The organism is Exiguobacterium sp. KKT215 (assembly GCF_055635335.1).
The window spans coordinates 1,839,107-1,859,975 of the sequence record NZ_CM145756.1 but is presented as its reverse complement, the minus strand read 5'-3'; the positions used below and the strand labels follow the sequence as shown (position 1 = coordinate 1,859,975).

General features: G+C 55.2%; 20 protein-coding genes. All 20 read left to right on the top strand.

The window, feature by feature from the left end:
• The first annotated feature begins 35 nt into the window (after positions 1-35).
• The 20 genes from ftsZ (at position 36) to pyrE (ending at position 20,785) form a co-directional block, all read left to right on the top strand.
• A complete protein-coding gene (ftsZ, locus tag ACZ2GZ_RS09665) occupies positions 36-1,181 on the top strand; it encodes a cell division protein FtsZ (RefSeq protein ID WP_021067047.1) in 1,146 nt (381 codons plus the stop codon).
• A 54-nt stretch (positions 1,182-1,235) separates the two neighbouring features.
• A complete protein-coding gene (gene pgeF / locus ACZ2GZ_RS09660) occupies positions 1,236-1,997 on the top strand; it encodes a peptidoglycan editing factor PgeF (protein ID WP_214713829.1) in 762 nt (253 codons plus the stop codon).
• Positions 1,994-2,647, top strand: coding sequence for a YggS family pyridoxal phosphate-dependent enzyme (locus tag ACZ2GZ_RS09655; protein ID WP_214713827.1), 654 nt, complete (start codon positions 1,994-1,996; stop codon positions 2,645-2,647). The genes pgeF and ACZ2GZ_RS09655 overlap by 4 nt, the downstream gene beginning before the upstream one ends.
• Before the next feature lie 23 nt (positions 2,648-2,670).
• Positions 2,671-3,138, top strand: a complete 468-nt coding sequence (locus ACZ2GZ_RS09650) for a cell division protein SepF (protein ID WP_029595732.1) — start codon at positions 2,671-2,673, stop codon at positions 3,136-3,138.
• A gap of 4 nt (positions 3,139-3,142) precedes the next feature.
• Entirely contained in the window at positions 3,143-3,415 is a 273-nt protein-coding gene (locus tag ACZ2GZ_RS09645) for a YggT family protein (RefSeq protein WP_021067051.1), read from the top strand.
• Positions 3,416-4,186 carry a YlmH family RNA-binding protein gene (locus ACZ2GZ_RS09640; protein WP_214713825.1) on the top strand — a complete coding sequence of 257 codons (771 nt, stop codon included), beginning with the start codon at positions 3,416-3,418 and terminating at the stop codon, positions 4,184-4,186. It begins immediately after the preceding gene.
• Between the two features lie 18 nt (positions 4,187-4,204).
• Positions 4,205-4,750 carry a DivIVA domain-containing protein gene (locus ACZ2GZ_RS09635; RefSeq protein ID WP_021067053.1) on the top strand — a complete coding sequence of 182 codons (546 nt, stop codon included), beginning with the start codon at positions 4,205-4,207 and terminating at the stop codon, positions 4,748-4,750.
• Positions 4,751-5,021: 271 nt separating this feature from the next.
• The gene (gene ileS, locus ACZ2GZ_RS09630; RefSeq protein ID WP_470295198.1) at positions 5,022-7,748 is read left to right on the top strand and encodes an isoleucine--tRNA ligase; all 2,727 of its coding nucleotides are present in this window, start codon (positions 5,022-5,024) and stop codon (positions 7,746-7,748) included.
• A 58-nt stretch (positions 7,749-7,806) separates the two neighbouring features.
• Complete coding sequence (gene lspA, locus ACZ2GZ_RS09625; protein ID WP_021067055.1) at positions 7,807-8,280, top strand: signal peptidase II; 474 nt, start codon at positions 7,807-7,809, stop codon at positions 8,278-8,280.
• Positions 8,280-9,191, top strand: coding sequence for an RluA family pseudouridine synthase (locus tag ACZ2GZ_RS09620; RefSeq protein ID WP_021067056.1), 912 nt, complete (start codon positions 8,280-8,282; stop codon positions 9,189-9,191). The genes lspA and ACZ2GZ_RS09620 overlap by 1 nt, the downstream gene beginning before the upstream one ends.
• A gap of 201 nt (positions 9,192-9,392) precedes the next feature.
• A complete protein-coding gene (pyrR, locus tag ACZ2GZ_RS09615) occupies positions 9,393-9,926 on the top strand; it encodes a bifunctional pyr operon transcriptional regulator/uracil phosphoribosyltransferase PyrR (RefSeq protein ID WP_021067057.1) in 534 nt (177 codons plus the stop codon).
• A gap of 48 nt (positions 9,927-9,974) precedes the next feature.
• Positions 9,975-11,276 (top strand): uracil-xanthine permease family protein, encoded by a 1,302-nt coding sequence (locus ACZ2GZ_RS09610; protein ID WP_214713821.1) that lies wholly within the window; start codon positions 9,975-9,977, stop codon positions 11,274-11,276.
• A 130-nt stretch (positions 11,277-11,406) separates the two neighbouring features.
• Complete coding sequence (locus ACZ2GZ_RS09605; RefSeq protein WP_021067059.1) at positions 11,407-12,312, top strand: aspartate carbamoyltransferase catalytic subunit; 906 nt, start codon at positions 11,407-11,409, stop codon at positions 12,310-12,312.
• Positions 12,309-13,589, top strand: a complete 1,281-nt coding sequence (locus tag ACZ2GZ_RS09600; protein WP_214713819.1) for a dihydroorotase — start codon at positions 12,309-12,311, stop codon at positions 13,587-13,589. Before ACZ2GZ_RS09605 ends, ACZ2GZ_RS09600 begins: the two co-directional genes overlap by 4 nt.
• Entirely contained in the window at positions 13,567-14,649 is a 1,083-nt protein-coding gene (locus tag ACZ2GZ_RS09595) for a carbamoyl phosphate synthase small subunit (protein WP_029595727.1), read from the top strand. The genes ACZ2GZ_RS09600 and ACZ2GZ_RS09595 overlap by 23 nt, the downstream gene beginning before the upstream one ends.
• A gap of 1 nt (position 14,650) precedes the next feature.
• On the top strand, positions 14,651-17,854 hold the full coding sequence (carB, locus tag ACZ2GZ_RS09590) for a carbamoyl-phosphate synthase large subunit (protein ID WP_470295197.1): 3,204 nt from the start codon (positions 14,651-14,653) through the stop codon (positions 17,852-17,854).
• Positions 17,851-18,570 (top strand): dihydroorotate dehydrogenase electron transfer subunit, encoded by a 720-nt coding sequence (locus tag ACZ2GZ_RS09585; RefSeq protein ID WP_131471144.1) that lies wholly within the window; start codon positions 17,851-17,853, stop codon positions 18,568-18,570. Before carB ends, ACZ2GZ_RS09585 begins: the two co-directional genes overlap by 4 nt.
• A complete protein-coding gene (locus ACZ2GZ_RS09580) occupies positions 18,567-19,493 on the top strand; it encodes a dihydroorotate dehydrogenase (RefSeq protein ID WP_214713814.1) in 927 nt (308 codons plus the stop codon). The genes ACZ2GZ_RS09585 and ACZ2GZ_RS09580 overlap by 4 nt, the downstream gene beginning before the upstream one ends.
• Positions 19,468-20,172, top strand: coding sequence for an orotidine-5'-phosphate decarboxylase (pyrF, locus tag ACZ2GZ_RS09575; RefSeq protein WP_131471146.1), 705 nt, complete (start codon positions 19,468-19,470; stop codon positions 20,170-20,172). The genes ACZ2GZ_RS09580 and pyrF overlap by 26 nt, the downstream gene beginning before the upstream one ends.
• The gene (gene pyrE / locus ACZ2GZ_RS09570) at positions 20,156-20,785 is read left to right on the top strand and encodes an orotate phosphoribosyltransferase (RefSeq protein ID WP_131471147.1); all 630 of its coding nucleotides are present in this window, start codon (positions 20,156-20,158) and stop codon (positions 20,783-20,785) included. The genes pyrF and pyrE overlap by 17 nt, the downstream gene beginning before the upstream one ends.
• Positions 20,786-20,869: the final 84 nt, after the last annotated feature.

Here is a 20,869-nt window from a genome sequence, read left to right as displayed (position 1 = left end):
TTAACAATTGGAAATTACGTAGGGGGATACCTGAAATGATGTACTTTGATGAGGCGATTGACGCCGTAGCAAAAATTAAAGTAATTGGAGTCGGGGGCGGCGGGTCAAACGCTGTCAACCGCATGATCGAGCACGGAGTACAAGGTGTCGAGTTCATCGCCGTCAACACGGACGCGCAAGCACTCAACATGTCGAAAGCGGACGTTAAGCTTCAACTCGGAGCGAAATTGACGCGTGGCCTCGGTGCCGGCGCGAATCCGGATATCGGTAAAAAAGCGGCGGAAGAGAGCCGCGAGCAGTTGATTGAAGCGCTCGATGGCGCGGATATGGTCTTCGTCACAGCTGGTATGGGCGGAGGAACCGGAACGGGGGCAGCACCTGTCATCGCCGAGATTTCAAAAGAAATCGGAGCGCTCACGGTCGGTGTCGTCACGAAACCGTTCATGTTCGAAGGACGCAAACGGATGCAACACGCCCAACACGGGATTCAAGCGTTCAAAGAAAAAGTCGATACACTCATCGTCATTCCAAACGACAAGTTGCTTGAAATCGTCGAGCGCAACACGCCGATGATCGAAGCGTTCCGTGAAGCGGATAACGTCCTTCGCCAAGGTGTCCAAGGGATCACGGACTTGATCGCCATTCCTGGTCTCATCAACCTTGACTTCGCTGACGTCAAGACGATCATGACGGAAAAAGGTTCGGCACTCATGGGTGTCGGTGTCGCCACTGGCGAGAACCGTGCCGTCGAAGCAGCGAAGAAAGCCATCTCATCTCCACTTCTCGAGTCTTCAATCGAAGGCGCGAAAGGTGTCTTGATGAACATCACAGGCGGACTTAGCCTCAGCTTGTATGAAGTCACGGAAGCAGCTCAAATCGTTCAAAGTGCCGCAGATGAAGAAGTGAACTTGATTTTCGGTTCGGTCATCAACGAAAACTTGAACGACGAGATTATCGTTACCGTGATCGCAACTGAATTCGCAGAAGAAGCGCAAGGGACGAACCCGTTCCTTCAACAACCGAAGAAACAACCGGAAGCTGAAGTGAACCGTGAGGCTCAACCGAAAGCGCAAGAAGCTGCGCCACAAGATGAAGGGAACTTCCATAGACCGGTCTATGGTGGGGACGTCCCAGACGAGACGATCAACATCCCAGCGTTCGTAAGACAACGCCGTAACTAAACAACAGGGGGTGCCGGTTCTCGGCATCCCCTTTTTCTAAAAAAGGAGAATCATATGCGACTGTTACATACATGGGAAACCGAAACGTATCGCTATCAGGCTTATGTGACGACCCGGACGGACGGACATAATGAAGGCAACGTCGGACTCCACGTCGGCGATGACGCAGATCAGGTCGTCGCCAATCGGGAGTACTTCTTTGACGCGGCCGGTCTTGCCCTCGCGGATTCGGTGTGGGCCGACCAAGTCCATCAGACGAACGTCGAAGTCGTCGGTGACGCCGACCGCGGCAAAGGCGCGTATTCCTATGACGAGACGATTCCGGCGACGGACGGCCTCATCACGACGGCCGACGCGTTGCCACTCGCCCTCGTCTTTGCCGACTGTGTCCCGCTCTTCTTCTGTGCCGAGGACCATGGCGTCATCGGTGTGGCCCATGCCGGGTGGAAAGGGACGGTCGGGAATATCGTCGCCGCGATGACGGATGCGTTCGCCACGCTCGGCGTTCCGGCCGAAGCCATCGACATGTTCGTCGGGCCGGCCATCACAGCCGAACATTATGAGGTCGACCGCCGCGTCCTGGATGCGGTCGAAGCGGTCTCACCGGCTGCGTATGCATCAGCGGTCATGGACGAACGAGCGGGCCATGCCCGTCTATCCCTGCAGCAAGTGAACGAGACGCTCGCTGTGGAACGAAATATCGAGGTCACCCAATCGAACTTGTCGACCGTTTCTGATCAGACGTTTTTCTCGTATCGGAATGGAGACGCCAAGCGTCGTTTTGCGGCCGTCCTCGTCAAGGAGAAGAAATCGTGAGTATAGCCAATAATGTGAAGCAAGTCAGACAGACGATCGACGCGCATCGGGCCGATCAAGCGGTGACGCTCATCGCGGTCACGAAATCGGTCGGTCCCGACGTGGCGAACGCCCTCTATGCAGAAGGCATCCGCGACTTCGGCGAAAATCGTCCCGAAGGATTGCTTGAGAAAGTCGAGCAGTTGCCGGCTGATGCCAAGTTCCATTTCATCGGCAGCCTGCAGACACGTAAAGTGAGACAAATTATCGACCATGTGGCAGCGATTCATTCGCTCGACCGCATCTCGCTCGCCGAAGAGATCGATAAACGCGCCCAAGGCGTGATCGATTGTTTCGTGCAAGTGAACGTATCGGGCGAAGCGTCAAAACATGGTCTCGAAAAAGAGGAAGTCATCCCGTTCATCGAGAACTGTAAACAGTATCCTCACGTGCGGATCATCGGCCTGATGACGATGGCCCCGTTCACAGAGGACGAGACGGTGATTCGGGAGACGTTCCGAAACTTGAGACAGTTGCGCGATGACGTCGCGCGTCATGCCTATGCGCATGCACCGTGTACCGAACTGTCAATGGGTATGTCGAACGACTACACGTTGGCAATCGAAGAAGGCGCATCGTTTGTTCGTATTGGAACCGTACTTGTGCAATAATATATTTTAAGGAGGAATCCGTTATGTCAATCAAAAACAAAATGAAGGACTTCTTTGGACTCGAGGAAGATCCGAACAACCAGTTCGAAGGAGACGAGTATGCTGTCGCCGAAACGAAGACACAACCGATGACGGAGGCAATCGTCAAAACGGAGGACCGTCCGAAAACATCGAACAATATCGTCGCGTTGAACACGAAGAAGAAAGAACGTTCAAAAGTCGTCTTGGCCGAGCCGCGTGTATTCGCTGAGGCCCAAGACATCAGCGACCAGTTGAAAGAAAACCGGGCCGTCATCGTCAACCTTCAACGGATGTCGAAAGAGCAGTCTCGTCAAGTCGTCAACTTCTTGTCAGGTGTCGTCTATGCGTTAGAAGGGACGATGACGTCGATTGGACATAACACGATTCTATGTACTCCGAACAACATCGAGTTGACGGGGTCGATCTCGAACTTGATTTCGGAGGACGAACTCAATAGTAAAGGGTGGTAACTGAATGGAAAATGCTATACCTGCGTTAGGCAACACGATCGTTACATTGCTTGGATATTATAGCTGGGTCTTGATTGCCTATATTTTATTATCGTGGTTCCCGAATGCGCGTGAATCAAAATTTGGTCAAATCTTGTCGTATCTGTGCGAACCGTTTTTGAATCCGTTTCGTCGCATCATCCCACCAATCGGCGGGATGCTCGACATCTCCCCAATCGTCGCTTTATTTGTGCTACGGATGGCGCAATTTGGAGTGCGTGCGATTTTCGGTATTTAAATGAGCGTCTTCGATCATTATCGACCGAATGAACGGGCATTTATCGAGCAAGTGCTCGATTGGGTTCAACAAGTCGAGGACAACTATATGTTGAAAGTGACGGACTTTTTAGATCCACGCGAGCAACAAATCGTCCGGCAACTCGTCGGCAAGCAGCTCGCGATTTACGAGGATAGCGGATTTGTCGGCGCGGAACGGCGTCGTCTCATCCTGGCCCCGGATTATTACGAGCTCGACCCGAACGACTTCGAGATTGCGATTCGTCAAATCGACTATCCGACCAAATTCGTCGAATTGACGCACCGTCAAGTGACGGGGACGCTCTTGAACGCCGGGTTGAAGCGGCAGAAGTTTGGAGACGTCGTCCTCGACGAGGGCATCGCGCAATTCGCCACGACGCGTGAGGCGGCCGGTTTCATCGAGATGAACGTCGATCGGGTCGGCAAGGCCCGGATTCGCATCTCAGAAGTGGCGCCCGAAGCCGTGTTCGTCGTACCGGAAGTCAAATGGAGCGATGAGTTCGGCATCGTCTCATCACTCCGATTTGACACGGTCGTCAGCGAAGTGCTCGGGTTATCCCGACAAAAAGCCCAGGCGCTCGTCAAACATGGAGACTGTAAAGTGAACCATAAACCGATCGATGATCCGAGCTTCATCCTTGAACCAGACGATTTGGTCTCGATCCGAGGGTATGGCCGTGTCAAACTGACGGCGATTCTCGGCTCGACAAAGCGTGAGAAAATAAAAATCCAGTATGGCATCATACGTTGAACTTAGGAGGAAAGTCGAATGGCGTTGACACCGATTGATATTCATAATAAAGAGTTCTCGACTCGTTTTCGCGGGTACGACATCGATGAGGTCAATGAATTTTTAGATCAAATCATTAAAGAATTTGAACTATTGATTCGTGAGAATAGAAGGTACGAAGAACTCGTCAACGATATGCAAGCTCGCATTGACTACTTCTCCTCGATGGAAGACACGTTGAACAAATCGATTATCGTCGCCCAAGAGGCAGCCGAAGAAGTGAAGACGAACGCGGCCAAGGAAGCGAGTCTCATTTTGAAGCAAGCTGAACGTGAGGCGCTCGCCCGTGAGGAAGAAGCGTCACGCAAAGAGCAGCTCGCCGAACGTGAAGTCATTCAAATGCTCAAGAAAGTCGAATTGTACCGGACCCGGTTCCGCGTCCTCGTCGATGCTCAGATGGAGCTCTTGAACAGTACAGAATGGGACACGATTGTCGGGGAGCCGCCGGTCCAGACGGTTCTTGACGATACGACCGAACTTGCGTATAATGACGACGAAGTCATACCAACAAAACATCACGGATAATACACAATACGTCGATTAGGACACGTCGATAAAGTCATACCTACGAAGCGACTTAGGGAAGGTGCAAGCCTAAGAGAAAGACTTTATCGGTATCCCCTATGAGTGTCGGGCTGAAGTTAGTAAGCGCGACCGCCTGACCTCGTTATCGGTTACCAAGAGCGGTCTCGAGGGTTTCCTTGAGATTAGTAGGGTGGTACCGCGAGTCGACCAACTCGTCCCTATTAGGGGCGGGTTTTTTTGTTGTCAAAAAAAAGTTGCAGGAGGAGTTTCAATGAACTACAAAGACACACTATTGATGCCTGACACAGAATTCGCGATGCGCGGAAATCTGCCAAAACGTGAGCCAGCGATGCATGAGGCTTGGGAACAAATGGACCTATACAACCGCGTCCAAGAGAAAAACGCCGGGAAACCGCAATACATCCTTCACGACGGACCTCCGTACGCGAACGGCGACATCCATATGGGCCACGCGCTCAACAAAGTATTGAAAGACATCATCGTCCGTTTCAAATCATTGAACGGCTACCAGTCACCGATGATTCCGGGCTGGGACACACACGGTCTCCCAATCGAGAACGCGCTTCAAAAAGCGGGTGTCAACCGCAAAGAAATGACGGTCGCCGAGTTCCGTGAGAAGTGTGCAGCGTATGCGATGGAACAAGTGAACTCGCAACGTGAACAGTTCAAACGCCTCGGGTTGCTCGCTGACTTTGACAACCCGTACATCACGCTCCTCCCAGAATACGAAGCGGCTCAAATCCGTCTCTTCGGGACGATGGCCGAAAAAGGCTACATCTATAAAGGGAAGAAACCGGTCTATTGGTCACCTTCTTCTGAATCGGCGCTCGCTGAGGCGGAAATCGAATATTATGACAAGAAGTCACCGGCCATTTACGTGGCGTTCCAAGTCGTCGACGGGAAAGACGTTCTTCAGACGACCGATCATTTCGTCATCTGGACGACGACACCATGGACAATTCCAGCCAACCTCGGGATCGCGGTCAGCGACGAGTTGACGTATACGCGTATCGAGCATGACGGCAAAGGCTATATCGTCGCCGAATCGCTCGTGGAAGAAGTGACGACGGCACTCAAGTGGACGGATTACACGGTGAGCGGTTCTTGGAACGGACGTGAGTTCGAACACATGACGGCGCAACACCCGCTTTACGACCGGACCTCGCTCGTCATGATTGGCGATCACGTCACGGCTGATGCGACAGGTCTCGTCCATACGGCACCTGGACACGGGGAAGACGACTATCGTGTCGGACAAGCGTACGGACTCGACGTCTTGTGCCCGGTCGACGACCGTGGTTATATGACGGATGAGGCGCCAGGTTTCGAAGGCTTGTTCTATGAAGACGCGAACAAACAAATCGGGATGAAGCTCGAAGAGAACGGCTATCTCCTCAACTTGAAATTCATCAAACACTCGTACCCGCACGACTGGCGTACGAAGAAACCGGTCATCTTCCGCGCGACACCGCAATGGTTCGCCTCAATCAAAGACTTCCGTGCCGATATGCTCCGTGAAATCGAAGAAGTGAACTGGGTGCCGGAATGGGGCATGACACGTCTTTACAACATGGTCCGTGACCGTGGGGACTGGGTCATCAGCCGTCAACGTGCCTGGGGTGTTCCAATCCCGATCTTCTATGCCGAAGACGGAACGGAGATCATCACGAACGAGACGATCGAACATATCGCCAACTTGTTCCACGAGCACGGATCGAACGTCTGGTATGAGCGTGAAGCGAAAGACTTGTTGCCAGCAGGCTTCACACACCCGAACAGCCCGAACGGCGAGTTCCGTAAAGAGCTCGACATCATGGACGTTTGGTTCGACTCAGGTTCGTCACATGCGGGCGTACTCGAACAGCGCGACAACTTGCGCCGCCCGGCCGACTTGTACCTTGAAGGATCGGACCAATACCGCGGCTGGTTCAACTCGTCACTCTCGACGGCTGTCGCGACGACTGGCAAAGCGCCGTATCGCAACGTGCTCAGCCACGGTTTCGTTCTCGACGGAGACGGACGCAAGATGTCGAAGTCACTCGGTAACACGATTGCACCGAACGACCTCGTCAAACAGTACGGAGCAGAAATCGTCCGTCTTTGGGTGTCGTCGGTCGACTATCAGTCAGATGTCCGCGCGTCACACGATAACTTTAAACAAGTGTCGGAAGTATACCGGAAAATCCGCAACACGTTGCGCTTCTTGCTCGGTAACTTGAACGGATTCGACCCGTCGATGCGTGTCGCGTTCGAAGACATGCCGGAAGCGGACCGCTTCATGGCGACAAAACTCAAACAGCTTCAAGCGAAAGTCGTCAAAGCATACGACACGTTCGACTTCATGGCCGTCTATCACTTGAGCCATAACTTCTGTGTCAACGAGTTGTCGTCATTCTATCTCGACTTCACGAAAGATATCCTGTATATCGAGCGCGAAGATGATGCGCGTCGTCGTGCCGTTCAAACGGTCATGTATGACACGGTCGTCACGCTCACGAAATTGCTCGCCCCAATCCTTCCGCACACGGCGGATGAGGTATGGCAAGAAGTGCCGGCGAAACAAGGGGATAGCGTCTTCTTGACGGACCTTGACGAAGTAGCGGCATTGTCGGAAGACGAGAAGGCGTTGCTTGCGAAATGGTCGAAGTTCCTCACGTTCCGTGACGACGTCTTGAAAGCGATCGAGATTGCACGTGGTGAGAAATTGATCGGGAAACCGCTCGAAGCGAAGTTGCTCGTCGCGCCGAAAGGTGAGACGAAACAGTTGCTCGAGACGATCGACAACGTGCGCCAATTGCTACAAGTGTCACAGCTTGATTACGTCGACTCGGCTGATGTCGATTATGCGACAGCAGAAATCAGCGTCTTGAAAGCTGATGGTGCCGCTTGTGCCCGCTGCTGGACGTACTCGACTGAACTTGGTCAAGACGAACAGCACCCAGAGCTTTGCCCGCGTTGTACAGAAGTCATCGCATAAGCCGGACCGGAGTGGCGATCGTCCACTCCGGTTTCTTATGACTTGAAAGGAGAATCTGATGAAACGTTACTACGGATTAGCACTTTTCCTCATTTTGCTCGACCAAGTGACCAAATGGATCGTCGTCCAGACGATGACGATCGGACAGTCGATTGAACTCATCCCTGGGTTGCTTTATTTGACGTCTTACCGTAATAAAGGTGCGGCTTGGGGCATGCTCGAAGGGCAGATGGTGTTCTTCTTTATCGTCACGGCCATCGTCGTCGTCGGTTTGATTTACTTCTTGCATAAAGAAGTGAACGGGTTCGATTTGCTCGGTTATAGCGTCGGGTTGCTACTCGCCGGTGCCATCGGGAACTTTATCGACCGTCTCTTCCGTGGAGAAGTCGTCGACTTTGTCGACACGTACCCGTTCGGATACAACTTCCCCATTTTTAATGTCGCCGATATGGCGCTCACGTTCGGGGTCATCTTTATGATCATCGGCGTCTTGTTCGAAGAAAAATTAAACAAAGAAAGGGGACAATCGTAATGGAAACTTACACATTTGTCGCCGAAGAAAAGGCTCGTATCGATAAATGGATGAGCGAACAAAGTGATTGGTCACGTTCGCAAATCCAAGACTGGATCAAGGCGGGAGACCTGCTCGTCAATGGACAGATCGTCAAGCCGAACTATAAATTGCAAGAAGGCGACGAAATCGTCGTGACGGTCCCAGATGCCGTCGAACTCGAAGTGTTACCTGAGGATATCCCGCTCGACGTCGTCTATGAGGACGAGGATGTCATCGTCGTCAATAAGGCACGCGGCATGGTCGTCCATCCGGCGGCCGGCCATACGTCAGGGACGCTCGTCAACGCGCTCCTTTACCACTGTGACGATTTGTCAGGCATCAATGGCGTCAAACGTCCAGGCATCGTCCACCGCATCGACAAAGACACGACCGGTCTTCTCATGGTCGCGAAAAATGATGTGGCCCACGAATCGCTCGCGAGCCAGTTGAAGGATCGTAAAATCAAGCGTGAATATATCGCCCTCGTCCACGGCGAAGTCGCCCATGAACTTGGGACAATCGAAGCGCCAATCGGACGTGACACGAACGACCGTCAACGGATGACGGTGACCGACAAGAACGCGAAAGAAGCGATCACGCACTTCCGTCTGCTCGAGCGATACAAAGATTTCACGCTCGTCGAGTGTAAATTGGAGACGGGACGGACGCACCAAATCCGCGTTCACATGCGTTATATCGGCCATCCGCTTGCTGGTGACCCGAAATACGGTCCACGCCGTACGATTCAATTGAACGGTCAGGCGCTCCACGCGGCGACGCTCGGTTTCTTCCATCCACGCACGAACGAATGGCTTGAATTCGAGGCGAAACTCCCAGCCGACTTCGAGGCGGAGCTTGCCAAATTAGACAAAATCGAGAAAACGCGTTGACTTTCAACCGATTCCGATTTATAGTCTAGGAAGCATAACACCTTTAAACCCAGTCCAGAGAGGCTGTGAAAGGATTGTGGCCGCGGCCACGACACGTCGATTATTTGAGGCAGAGGTCTGCCCTCACATATGAAGACTTCCTTTTCCAGCCGGATGAGGAAGTCTTCTTTTTTTATATAATTTGTGAGAGGGGGGAACTAGTTGAAACGTTCCACCATTTTAGACGAAGCGGCCATCCGCCGCGCACTTACCCGAATTGCCCATGAGATTATCGAGCGAAACAAAGGGACGGACAACGTCGTACTCGTCGGGATTAAAACCAGAGGCGAGACGCTCGCCGACCGGCTCGCCCGCCGAATCGAAGAAATCGAAGGCAAACCGATTGCCCTCGGCAACTTAGACATCACGCTCTACCGGGATGACTTATCAAAGAAATCACTCGACCCGGAAGTGAAAGCGACCGAGTTACCGCATGATATCAACGGCAAGACGGTCGTCTTGATTGACGACGTCCTTTATACAGGCCGGACAGTGCGGGCTGCCATGGACGCGCTCGTCGACCACGGTCGGCCGGATTATATCCAGCTCGCCGTCTTGATCGACCGCGGACACCGTGAGTTACCGATTCGCCCCGACTTTGTCGGCAAGAACGTCCCGACGTCGAAGTCGGAACAAGTCGTCGTCAGACTCAGTGAAGTCGATGCGACCGACGAAGTATTCATCAAACAGCAATAATCAAAAACCTTTAAGGTGGTCCAGAGAGGCCAGGAAGGAGAACCACATATGAAACCCATCCTCAACATCCACGAGCGTCCCGCTCACTTACCGCAATGGCTGCTCTTCAGCCTGCAACACGTCTTCGCCATGTTCGGAGCGACGATTTTAGTCCCGATTTTGACGGGCCTAAGCACGTCCGTCGCCCTCGTCGCTTCCGGTGTGGCCACGCTCTCATTCCTAGCAATCACACGTTTCAAAGTCCCAACTTATCTCGGATCGAGCTTCGCGTACATCGCGCCGATTATCGCCGTCAGTCAACAATGGGGTGTCGAAGCCGCCTTGTTCGGAGGCATCATCGCCGGTTCCGTCTACGGCGTCGTCTCGCTCGTCATCTATAAGACAGGCGTGAACTGGTTGCTACGCTTGCTGCCGCCGGTCGTCGTCGGTCCGGTCATCATGGTCATCGGCTTATCGCTCGCACCGGTCGCCATCGACATGTCGATGAATAAGGACGGGGCATACAACGGAACGTTCATCACCGTCGCGTTGCTCACGCTCGGTATTACGATTCTCGCCATGACGACGCTCAAAGGAGTATGGGGCGCTGTTCCGATCTTGTTCGGAATCATCGGTGGTTACTTCATCGCCGCACTGTTCGGAATCATCGACTACTCGGCGCTCGGACAAGCGAGTTTGTTCCAACTGCCTGACTTCACGATGGTGTTCGTCGACTACATGCCGATGTGGCAAGTCGGGGCACTCCTCGCCATCGTCCCAGTCGCACTCGTCACGATGACGGAACATATCGGCGACCAGATGGTCACGTCGAAAATCATCGGCCGCGAGACGATGAAAGACCCAGGTCTCCATCGGACCCTCCTCGGCGACGGGGTCGGGAAAGCGGTCGCCTCGGCACTCGGTGGTCCACCGTGTACGACTTACGGTGAGAACAACGGGGTCATGGCTATCACGAAAGTGTATAGCGTCTACGTCATCGCCGGAGCGGCGCTCATGGCCATCAGTTTCGGATTCCTCGGACACGTCGAAGCGTTCATCTCGACGATTCCGAACCCGGTCAAAGGCGGCATCTCGATCCTCTTGTTCGGGGTCATCGCCTCGAACGGTCTCCGGACGATGGTCGAGAGCAACGTCGATCTCGCCGAGAAACGCAACCTCATCATCGCCTCGGTCATCCTCGTCATCGGACTCGGTGGGGCGATGGTTCAACTCGGTAGCTTCCCGGTCCAAGGGATGGCGCTCGCAACGGTCGTCGGGATTCTCTTGAACGCCTTCTTGCCAAAAGCGGAAAGCGTGGAAGAACCTGCTGCCGAAACAACTGAAGACACACGACAAGCAAGTAACTTTTAATTCGATCCCGTGAGGTCGGCAAAGTGAAGGCTCGTTTATTTGGGTGTGTTCTGCCCAGATAAAGGCGTCCCTTCACGTAGGTGAAGAGACGCCTTTTCTCTTTGCCTTCACATAAAAGGAGGAGACGAACATGAACATCATCAAACAACAACCGAAGCATTTTGTCAGCCTGGACACGCTATCCCTCGACGAGATTATGGGTTTGATCGAGGAGTCACTCCGCTATAAACAAGGGAACATGCCCCCATTGTTCGATGGGAAGACGGTCGCGAATTTATTCTTTGAAAACTCGACGCGAACGAAAAATTCGTTTCAAATGGCCGAACGGCACTTGAAGGTCCAGGAGATCCCGTTCGACGTGGCGACGTCATCGGTGACGAAAGGTGAGACGCTCTACGACACGTGCAAGACGCTCGAGGCGATCGGGGTCGATGCCCTCGTCATCCGCCATCCGGAGTCGGGCTACTACCATGAACTCGTCGAAACATTGAATATCCCGGTGTTGAACGGCGGTGACGGGAGCGGGGAACATCCGTCCCAGTCACTCCTCGACCTCGTCACGATCTTTGAAGAGTTCAAGACGTTCGAAGGATTGAATATCGCCATCTGCGGTGACCTCGTTCATAGCCGTGTCGCCCGCTCGAACGCCTCGGTGCTCAAGCGGCTCGGCGCGAACGTCGTCGGCTGTAGTCCCGCCTCCTGGTGGGACGAGTCGATGGGGCTCGAGCATCGTGACCTCGACGACGTGTTGGCCGACTGTGACGTCATCATGTTGCTGCGCGTCCAGCACGAACGCCACATCATGGGCGATATCTTCTCGAAAGAAGATTACCATGTACGCTACGGCTTGACGCCGGAACGCGTCGAGCGGATGAAACCGCAAGCCATCATCATGCATCCGGCCCCGGTCAATCGGGACGTCGAGATTGCCGGCAGTTTAATCGAACATCCACAGTCGCGTATCTTTCCACAGATGACGAACGGTGTTTACGCCCGGATGGCCATCTTAAATCGAGCATTAGGGGGACAATTATGATACTTCAACACGCAACTTGGTATGACGGGAATACGAAACGGACGACGACGCTATTGATTGAAGACGGCGAGATCCGCTCGGTCGACTATAACGGCACGACTGAAGGACACGAAGTGATTGATGCGACAGGGATGCTACTCATCCCAGGACTCGTCGATGTCCACGTCCACTTGCGCGAACCGGGTGGGGAGAAGAAAGAGACAATCAAGACCGGGACAGAGGCGGCTGCAGCCGGCGGATTCACCACAATCTGTGCGATGCCGAACACGCGTCCGGTCCCAGACGACCGCGCAACGATGGACCAGCTGTTGGCTAAAATCGAGCAAGACGCCATCGTGCGTGTCCTGCCATACGCCGCCATCACGAAACGACAGCTCGGTACCGAGCAAGTCGACATGGCCTCGCTCGCAGATTCATTCGCCTTCACCGACGACGGAGTTGGCGTCCAATCGGCAGCGATGATGCGCGCGGCGATGCGGGAAGCGAAACGACTCGACAAGGCGATTGTCGCCCATTGCGAGGACAATACGCTCAAGGCCGGTTCGGTCCACGAAGGCCGGTTCAGTGAAGAACATGACATCCAAGGCATCCCGAGCCTCGCCGAGAGCATCCATATCGCCCGGGACGTCTTGATCGCCGAAGAGACAGGCTGTCACTATCACGTCTGCCACGTCTCGTCACGACAGTCGGTGCGCGTCATCCGCGACGCCAAACGAGCCGGCATCCGGGTCACGGCCGAAGTGACACCGCATCACCTCATCCTCTGTGAAGACGATATCCCAGGCCTCGACCCGAACTTTAAAATGAATCCACCGCTCCGGAGTGCGGACGACCGGGAGGCGCTACTCGAGGGCTTGTTCGATGGCACGATCGATATGATCGCGACCGACCACGCCCCGCACACGGCCGAGGAGAAAGCGGCCGGCATGGAACGGGCCCCGTTCGGGATCACCGGTTTCGAGACGGCGTTCCCGCTCTTGTACACGACGTTCGTCAAAACGGGACATATGGAAGAGGCGGCGCTCATCGAGTGGATGACGAAACGACCGAGCGACGTGTTCGGGTTGCCGTACGGTGTGATTGAAGTCGGCCGGGCGGCGGACCTCGCCCTCATCGACCCGGAGACGGAGCGGGTCGTCGATCCGACGACGTTCCGCTCGAAAGGGAAGAACACACCGTTCGCTGGGAAGAAACTAGTTGGCTGGCCGGTGATGACCATCGTGGCTGGAAAAATCGTATATAAGGGGAGATTCGATGAAACGAACATTATGGCTTGAGGACGGTACTTCATTTGTAGGAACAGCGTTTGGTGCAAGTGTGGAGACGATCGGGGAAGTCGTCTTCCAGACTGGGATGACCGGATATCAAGAGATGTTGTCTGACCCGTCTTACTGTGACCAACTCATCGTGTTGACGAATCCGTTGATCGGGAACTATGGCGTCAACCGCGAAGATTTCGAGACGACCGTTCCGATGGCGAAAGGGCTCATCGTCAAAGAAGTGTGCGACACACCGTCGAACTTCCGCTCGACCGCGACGCTTCATGATACGCTCAAACGCTTCAACATCCCGGGTCTAGCAGGAGTCGACACACGCATGTTGACGCGTCACTTGCGCTCACTCGGCGTCATGCGCGGTGTCATGGTCGACGGCGACTCGACGTGGGAGACGGTCCAACACCGCTTCGATGTTCTCCTGCCGACCAATCAAGTCGAGCGTGTCTCGACGAAGCGGGCGTATGTCAGCACCGGCAGCGGTCCACGGATTGCCCTCATCGATTTCGGCGCGAAGCTCGGCATCATGCGTGAACTCGTGAAACGCGACTGTGAAGTCGTCGTCTTGCCGCACGACGTGACGGCAGAAGAAGTGATGCGCTATGAGCCGGACGGCGTCATGCTGTCGAACGGACCGGGGGATCCGAAAGACGTCCCGACGGCGTTACCGCTCATCGAGCGCCTCATGCCGACACTCCCGATCTTCGGAATCTGTCTCGGCCATCAGTTGATTGCACTCGCGAGCGGTGCCAACACGTTCAAACTCCCGTTCGGTCATCGCGGTGCCAACCATCCCGTGGTCGAACTAGAGACCGGAGCGGTGACAATCACGTCCCAAAACCACGGCTACGCAGTCGATGAAGCGTCGCTCGCGACGACAGGACTCGTCGTCACGCATCGCGCCGTCAACGATGGCACGGTCGAAGGTGTGAAGCATCTACATCATCCGACGTTCTCGGTCCAATACCATCCCGAGGCGGCACCGGGTCCATACGACGCCAACGATTTATTTGACCGTTTCATGCAACTCGTTCAAGAAAACAAACAGAAAGTAGGAATGTGACATGCCAAAACGACCAGATATTCAGAAAATCCTTGTAATCGGATCCGGCCCAATCGTCATCGGACAGGCGGCAGAATTTGACTATGCTGGTACCCAGGCGTGTCTTGCCTTGAAAGAAGAAGGATATGAAGTCATCCTCGTCAACTCGAACCCGGCGACGATCATGACCGACCCGACGACGGCGGACCGTGTCTATATCGAACCGCTCGAACCGGAGTTCGTCGAACGGATTATCCGTCAAGAGCGACCGGACGCGCTCCTGGCCACACTCGGCGGCCAGACCGGTCTCAACTTGGCGATGGAACTCGATCGTCGCGGCGTGCTTGAAGATTGTGGCGTCGAATTGCTCGGGACAAAATTATCGGCCATCGAACAAGCTGAGGACCGGGAACAGTTCCGCGACCTCATGTATAAGCTCGGCCACGGGGTCCCGGAAAGCGAAATCGTGCAGTCGCTCGAGTCGGCTTGGGGCTTTGCCTACCGGATCGGCTATCCGATTATCATCCGTCCGGCGTACACGCTCGGAGGAACCGGTGGCGGGATTGCCCATGACCGGAATGAATTCGAACAGTTCGTCGAATCAGGGCTGAAAGCGAGTCCAGTGACACAAGTGTTGCTCGAGAAATCGATTGCCGGCATGAAAGAAGTCGAGTATGAAGTGATGCGCGATTCGAGCGACCAGGCCATCATCGTCTGTGCGATGGAAAACTTTGATCCGGTCGGGGTCCATACGGGCGACTCGATCGTCTTCGCTCCGACGCAGACACTGTCGGACCGCGACTATCAGATGCTCCGCAGCGTCTCACTCGACATCATCCGCGCTCTCGGCATCGAAGGGGGATGCAACATCCAGTTCGCCCTTGACCCGGACAGCTTCACGTACTACGTCATCGAGGTCAACCCACGTGTCTCCCGCAGTTCGGCGCTCGCCTCGAAAGCGACGGGATATCCGATCGCCAAGTTGGCTGCGAAAGTAGCGGTCGGATACAAGTTGTCAGAATTGAAGAACCCGGTGACGGAGACGAGTTACGCCTCGTTCGAACCGGCGCTCGACTATGTCGTCGCTAAGATTCCGCGCTTCGCTTTCGATAAGTTCGAGACGGCTGACCGCCGGCTCGGCACTCAGATGAAAGCGACCGGGGAAGTGATGGCGATCGGCCGCAACTTGGAGGAAGCGCTCCTTAAGGCTGTCCGTTCGCTTGAACTCGGGACAGAAGACTTGGCCGTACCACGGCTCGCACAATTGACGACGGATGAGCTCAATCGCGAGTTGACGACGCCGACTGATGAGCGACTCTGGATGCTTTATGAGGCACTCCGTCGCGGTTATTCGACGGAACAGCTGCATGAGCTGACGAAAATCGACCGTTTCTTCCTATCGAAACTCGCACGGATTTGGCAACATGAAGAGACGCTCCGGCTTGAGCCGCTCACGAAAGAACGACTCGTCGAAACGAAGCGTCTCGGGTTCAGCGATAAGATGATCGCCCGCATCATAAACGAGAACGTGGAGACGGTGACGTCGCTTCGGAACGACTGGGGCATCCGTCCGGTGTACAAGATGGTCGACACGTGTGCGGCTGAGTTCGCCTCGGAAACACCATACTTTTACGGGACGTACGAAGTTGAGAACGAGGCCGTGAAGACGGACAAGCCGTCGATTCTCGTCCTCGGCTCGGGCCCAATCCGCATCGGTCAAGGTGTCGAGTTCGACTACGCGACCGTCCACTCGATTCAGACGATTCGTGACGCAGGTTATGAAGCGATCATCATAAACAACAACCCGGAGACGGTGTCGACCGACTTCTCAATCTCGGACCGGCTCTACTTCGAACCGCTTACGACCGAGGACGTACTCGAGGTCATCCGCAACGAACAGCCACTCGGCGTCATCGTCCAGTTCGGTGGCCAGACGGCCATCAACTTGGCAGCCTCGCTCGAAGCAGAAGGGGTCCAGATTTTAGGGACATCGCTTGAAGACATCGATCGCGCCGAAGACCGGAAAGCGTTCGAAGCGACGCTCTCGGCCGAACAGCTCGCCCAACCTCCAGGCAAGACGGCGGTCACGGTCGAAGAGGCCGTCGCGTGTGCCGACATGCTTGGCTATCCGGTACTCGTCCGCCCATCATACGTCCTCGGCGGCCGGGCGATGGAAATCGTTTATGAGCGCTCGGAGCTCGAGCGGTATATGCGCCACGCCGTCGTCGCCTCGAAAGACCGTCCCGTACTGATTGACCGCTACTTGACGGGCATCGAGATTGAAGTCGACGCCATCTGTGACGGGACGGACGTCTACATCCCGGGCATCATGGAACATATCGAACGGGCCGGGGTCCACTCGGGCGACTCGATTGCCGTGTACCCGCCGCAGCGGTTGAGCGAAGCGTTGAAACAGAAAGTCGTCGATTACACGATTAAACTCGCCAAGGCGTTCCGGATCAAAGGGTTGCTCAATATCCAGTTCGTCTACGCGGACGACTTATACGTCATCGAGGTCAACCCGCGGGCGAGCCGGACCGTCCCGTTCATCTCTAAAGTGACGGGCCTTCCGGTCGCACGCATCGCCACGCAGACGATTCTCGGAACGAGTTTGAAAGACCTCGGTTTAGGGACCGGCTTACATCCGGAAGCGGACGCGATTTCGGTCAAAGTCCCGGTATTCAGTTTCGCGAAACTGAAAGAAGTCGACCCATCACTTGGGCCGGAGATGAAATCGACCGGTGAAGTCATGGCGACAGATCGCACGCTCGAAAAGGCGTTATATAAAGGACTCGTCGCCGCCGGCATGACGATCGCCTTGAAAGGGAACGTCCTGTTGACGGTCGCCGACCAAGACAAGGAAGAGGCGCTCGACATCGCCCGCCGTTTCAACCGACTCGGATTCCGCCTGATGGCCACGTCTGGCACGGCGCAGGCGCTCTCGGCAGATGGCTTGCCGGTCCACCCGGTCGGGAAAATCAATGAGGCCGGAGAGACGATGCTGAGCGTCATCGAACGAGGGGAAGTCGATATCGTCTTGAACACGACGACGCGTGACGCCCTTGCGACGAAAGACGGGTTCATCATCCGTCGGGCCGCGGCCGAGCAAGGGGTGCTCTGCTTGACGTCGCTCGACACGGTCGAGGCGCTGCTCCAAGTCATCGAGAGCCTGTCGTTCCAAACGACGAGTTTACCGGCCTTCACGACATTCGGGGTGACCGTATGAGACAACTCGCGACCATTTTATCGAACCGATTGATTGCGACGGCGACGATGGAGATGAAAATCGAGATCGCACCGCAGGCCGTTGCGCCGGGCACGTTCTTCCATGTGAAGACGTCAGAGCTGTTGCGCCGGCCGCTCTCGGTCGCGAACGTCGAAGACAACGTCGTCACATTCCTGTATAAAGTGATCGGCAGCGGGACGGCAGATTTGGCCGCGCGTCGGACGGGAGACGTCTTAGACGTCCTCGGACCGCTCGGCAACGGTTTCCCGCTTGAACAGACGGGTAAACGGGTCGTGCTCGTCGGCGGGGGCATCGGGGTGCCGCCGCTCTACTACACGCGGCGCCTGCTCGCCGCCCGTGGCATCGAGACGGTAGCAATTCTCGGGTTTGATACGAAAACGAGCATTTTTTATGAAGACGCGTTCCGTGAACTTGGGGAGACGATCATCACGACGGTCGATGGAACGTATGGAGAAATGGGATTTGTGACCAGTCCGCTCGCGCGGGTCGACGCCGATGTCTTATTCAGCTGCGGGCCGGAACCGATGCTGAAAGCGGTCGCCGCGTCACATATCGAAGAGCGATATATCTCGATTGAGAATCGGATGGGGTGTGGCATCGGCGCTTGTTTCGCTTGCGTGTGCGAAGCGCCAAGCGGTTACGTCAAAGTGTGCAGTGACGGACCGGTATTTCGGGCAGAAGAGGTGACGCTATGAGACTACACGTCGATTTGCCAGGCTTACAGTTAAAGAATCCGATTATGCCGGCATCAGGCTGTTTCGGATTTGGGGAAGAGTTCGCCAAACTCTATGACTTATCGATGTTAGGCGGAATCATGATTAAGGCGGCGACAGGCGAGTCGCGATTCGGCAACGGGACGCCGCGGGTCGCCGAGACGGCACAAGGCATGTTGAACGCCATCGGCCTCCAAAACCCGGGTGTCGACGCCATCATCGAACACAAACTACCGTTCTTGTCCGCGTTCGATACAGAGATTATCGCCAATGTGGCCGGCTCGACGCCCGAAGAGTACATTCATGTCGCGCGAGAGCTCAGTGCCGACCCGACCATCAAGGCGCTCGAACTGAACATCTCGTGCCCGAACGTGAAGTGCGGGGGGATGCAGTTCGGGACCGATCCCGACATGGCGGCGGAATTGACCCGACTCGTCAAAGCGGCGTCAACAAAACCGGTATACGTCAAACTGTCACCGAACGTCACGTCAATCACAGCGATGGCGAAAGCGGTCGAAGCGGCCGGGGCCGATGGCATTACGATGATTAACACGCTCGTCGGGATGCGCATCGACGTCACGACCGGGCAGCCGATTCTCGCCAACCGCATCGGTGGTTTGTCTGGACCGGCCGTCAAACCGGTCGCCATTCGGATGGTCTATGAGGTCGCCCAGGCCGTCGAGATCCCGATTATCGGGATGGGCGGCGTGCGGACGGTCGACGACGTCTTGGAGTTCATTTATGCGGGTGCTTCGGCAGTCGCGGTCGGAACGGCCAATTTTGAAAATCCTTTCGTCTGTCAGGAAATCATCGAAGCGTTACCAGGACGACTTGACGAACTTGGGATCGATCATATTTTAGACATCAGGGGGAAAGCTTATGAACAGACTGTATCTCGCGCTTGATGTCGAAACGGGCGCCGACGCGTTCCGATTATTGGAACGAATCGAACAAAAACCGGCCGTCAAAGTCGGGATGGAACTGTTCTATCGGGAAGGGGGCCGCTTTGTCGAGCAACTCGTCGACAGCGGGTACCCGGTCTTCTTAGACGTCAAAGTTCATGACATCCCGGAGACGGCACGGCGGACGCTCCGTCAAATCGGCCGCCTCGGCGTCGAGTTGACGAACGTCCATACGCTCGGCGGCGAGACGATGATGCGTTACGCCTTGGACGGCTTACGCGATGTGACTGATACGACGAAATTGATTGGGGTCACCCAGTTGACGTCGACCGATGAACGAATGCTCGCCGAAGAGCTACACATCGAAGGGGGATTGGAACAGGCCGTCCTTCGCCAGGCTGCCATGGCCGACCGGGCCGGGCTCGACGGAGTCGTCGCGTCCGTGCATGAGGCCCACTCGATTCGCCAAGCGCTCGGCTCGTCATTTTTGACCGTGACGCCCGGTATCCGCATGAACGAGACAGCGGACGACCAAGTCCGGATTGCCACGCCGAAAGCGGCTCGTGACGCAGGTGTGTCGGCCATCGTCGTCGGCCGACCCATCACCCGGGCTGAAGACCCGAACGCTGCCTATGCATACTACTTACAAGAATGGAGTCGAACTTATGAGACAAATCGCTGAAGCTTTATTACAAATCGAGGCCGTGACCCTGTCACCGGAAAACCCGTATACGTGGTCGAGCGGGATGAAGAGTCCGATTTATTGTGACAATCGCTTGACGCTCAGCTATCCTGACGTCCGCAACCTCATCATCGACGCGCTCGTTGAGGTGATCCGTCCGCTCGATGTCGACGTCATCGCCGGAACAGCGACAGCGGGAATTCCCCATGCGACGCTTGTCGCCGACCGGCTCGGGTTGCCGCTCGTCTATGTCCGTTCGAGTGCGAAAGGACATGGGAAAGGGAATCAAATCGAGGGCCGGTTTGAACCGGGGGCTCGTGTCGTCGTGATTGAAGACTTGTTGTCGACCGGCTCGTCGAGCATCGAGGCCGCCAAAGCGATTCAGGAAGCCGGCGGGGAAGTCGTCAAGATTCAAGCGATTTTCTCCTACAGTCTGAGCCGCCTCGCCATCAATCTGTTAGACTCCGGCTTCACTGCGCATGCACTGATTACACTTTCGGATTTGCTCGACGTTGCCGTCAAGAAGCGAATCATCAGTAAAGAAGAATATGCTTCCTTACGGGACTGGCGAAATGATCCGACAGGTTGGAGCGAACGTGTCTTATCTTCATAATCTGTAACGAGAATCCACCTCCGGGCGGATTCTTTTTCTATTCGGTACATGGCATACTGAACATGTTAGAATAGGGAAAGCAGT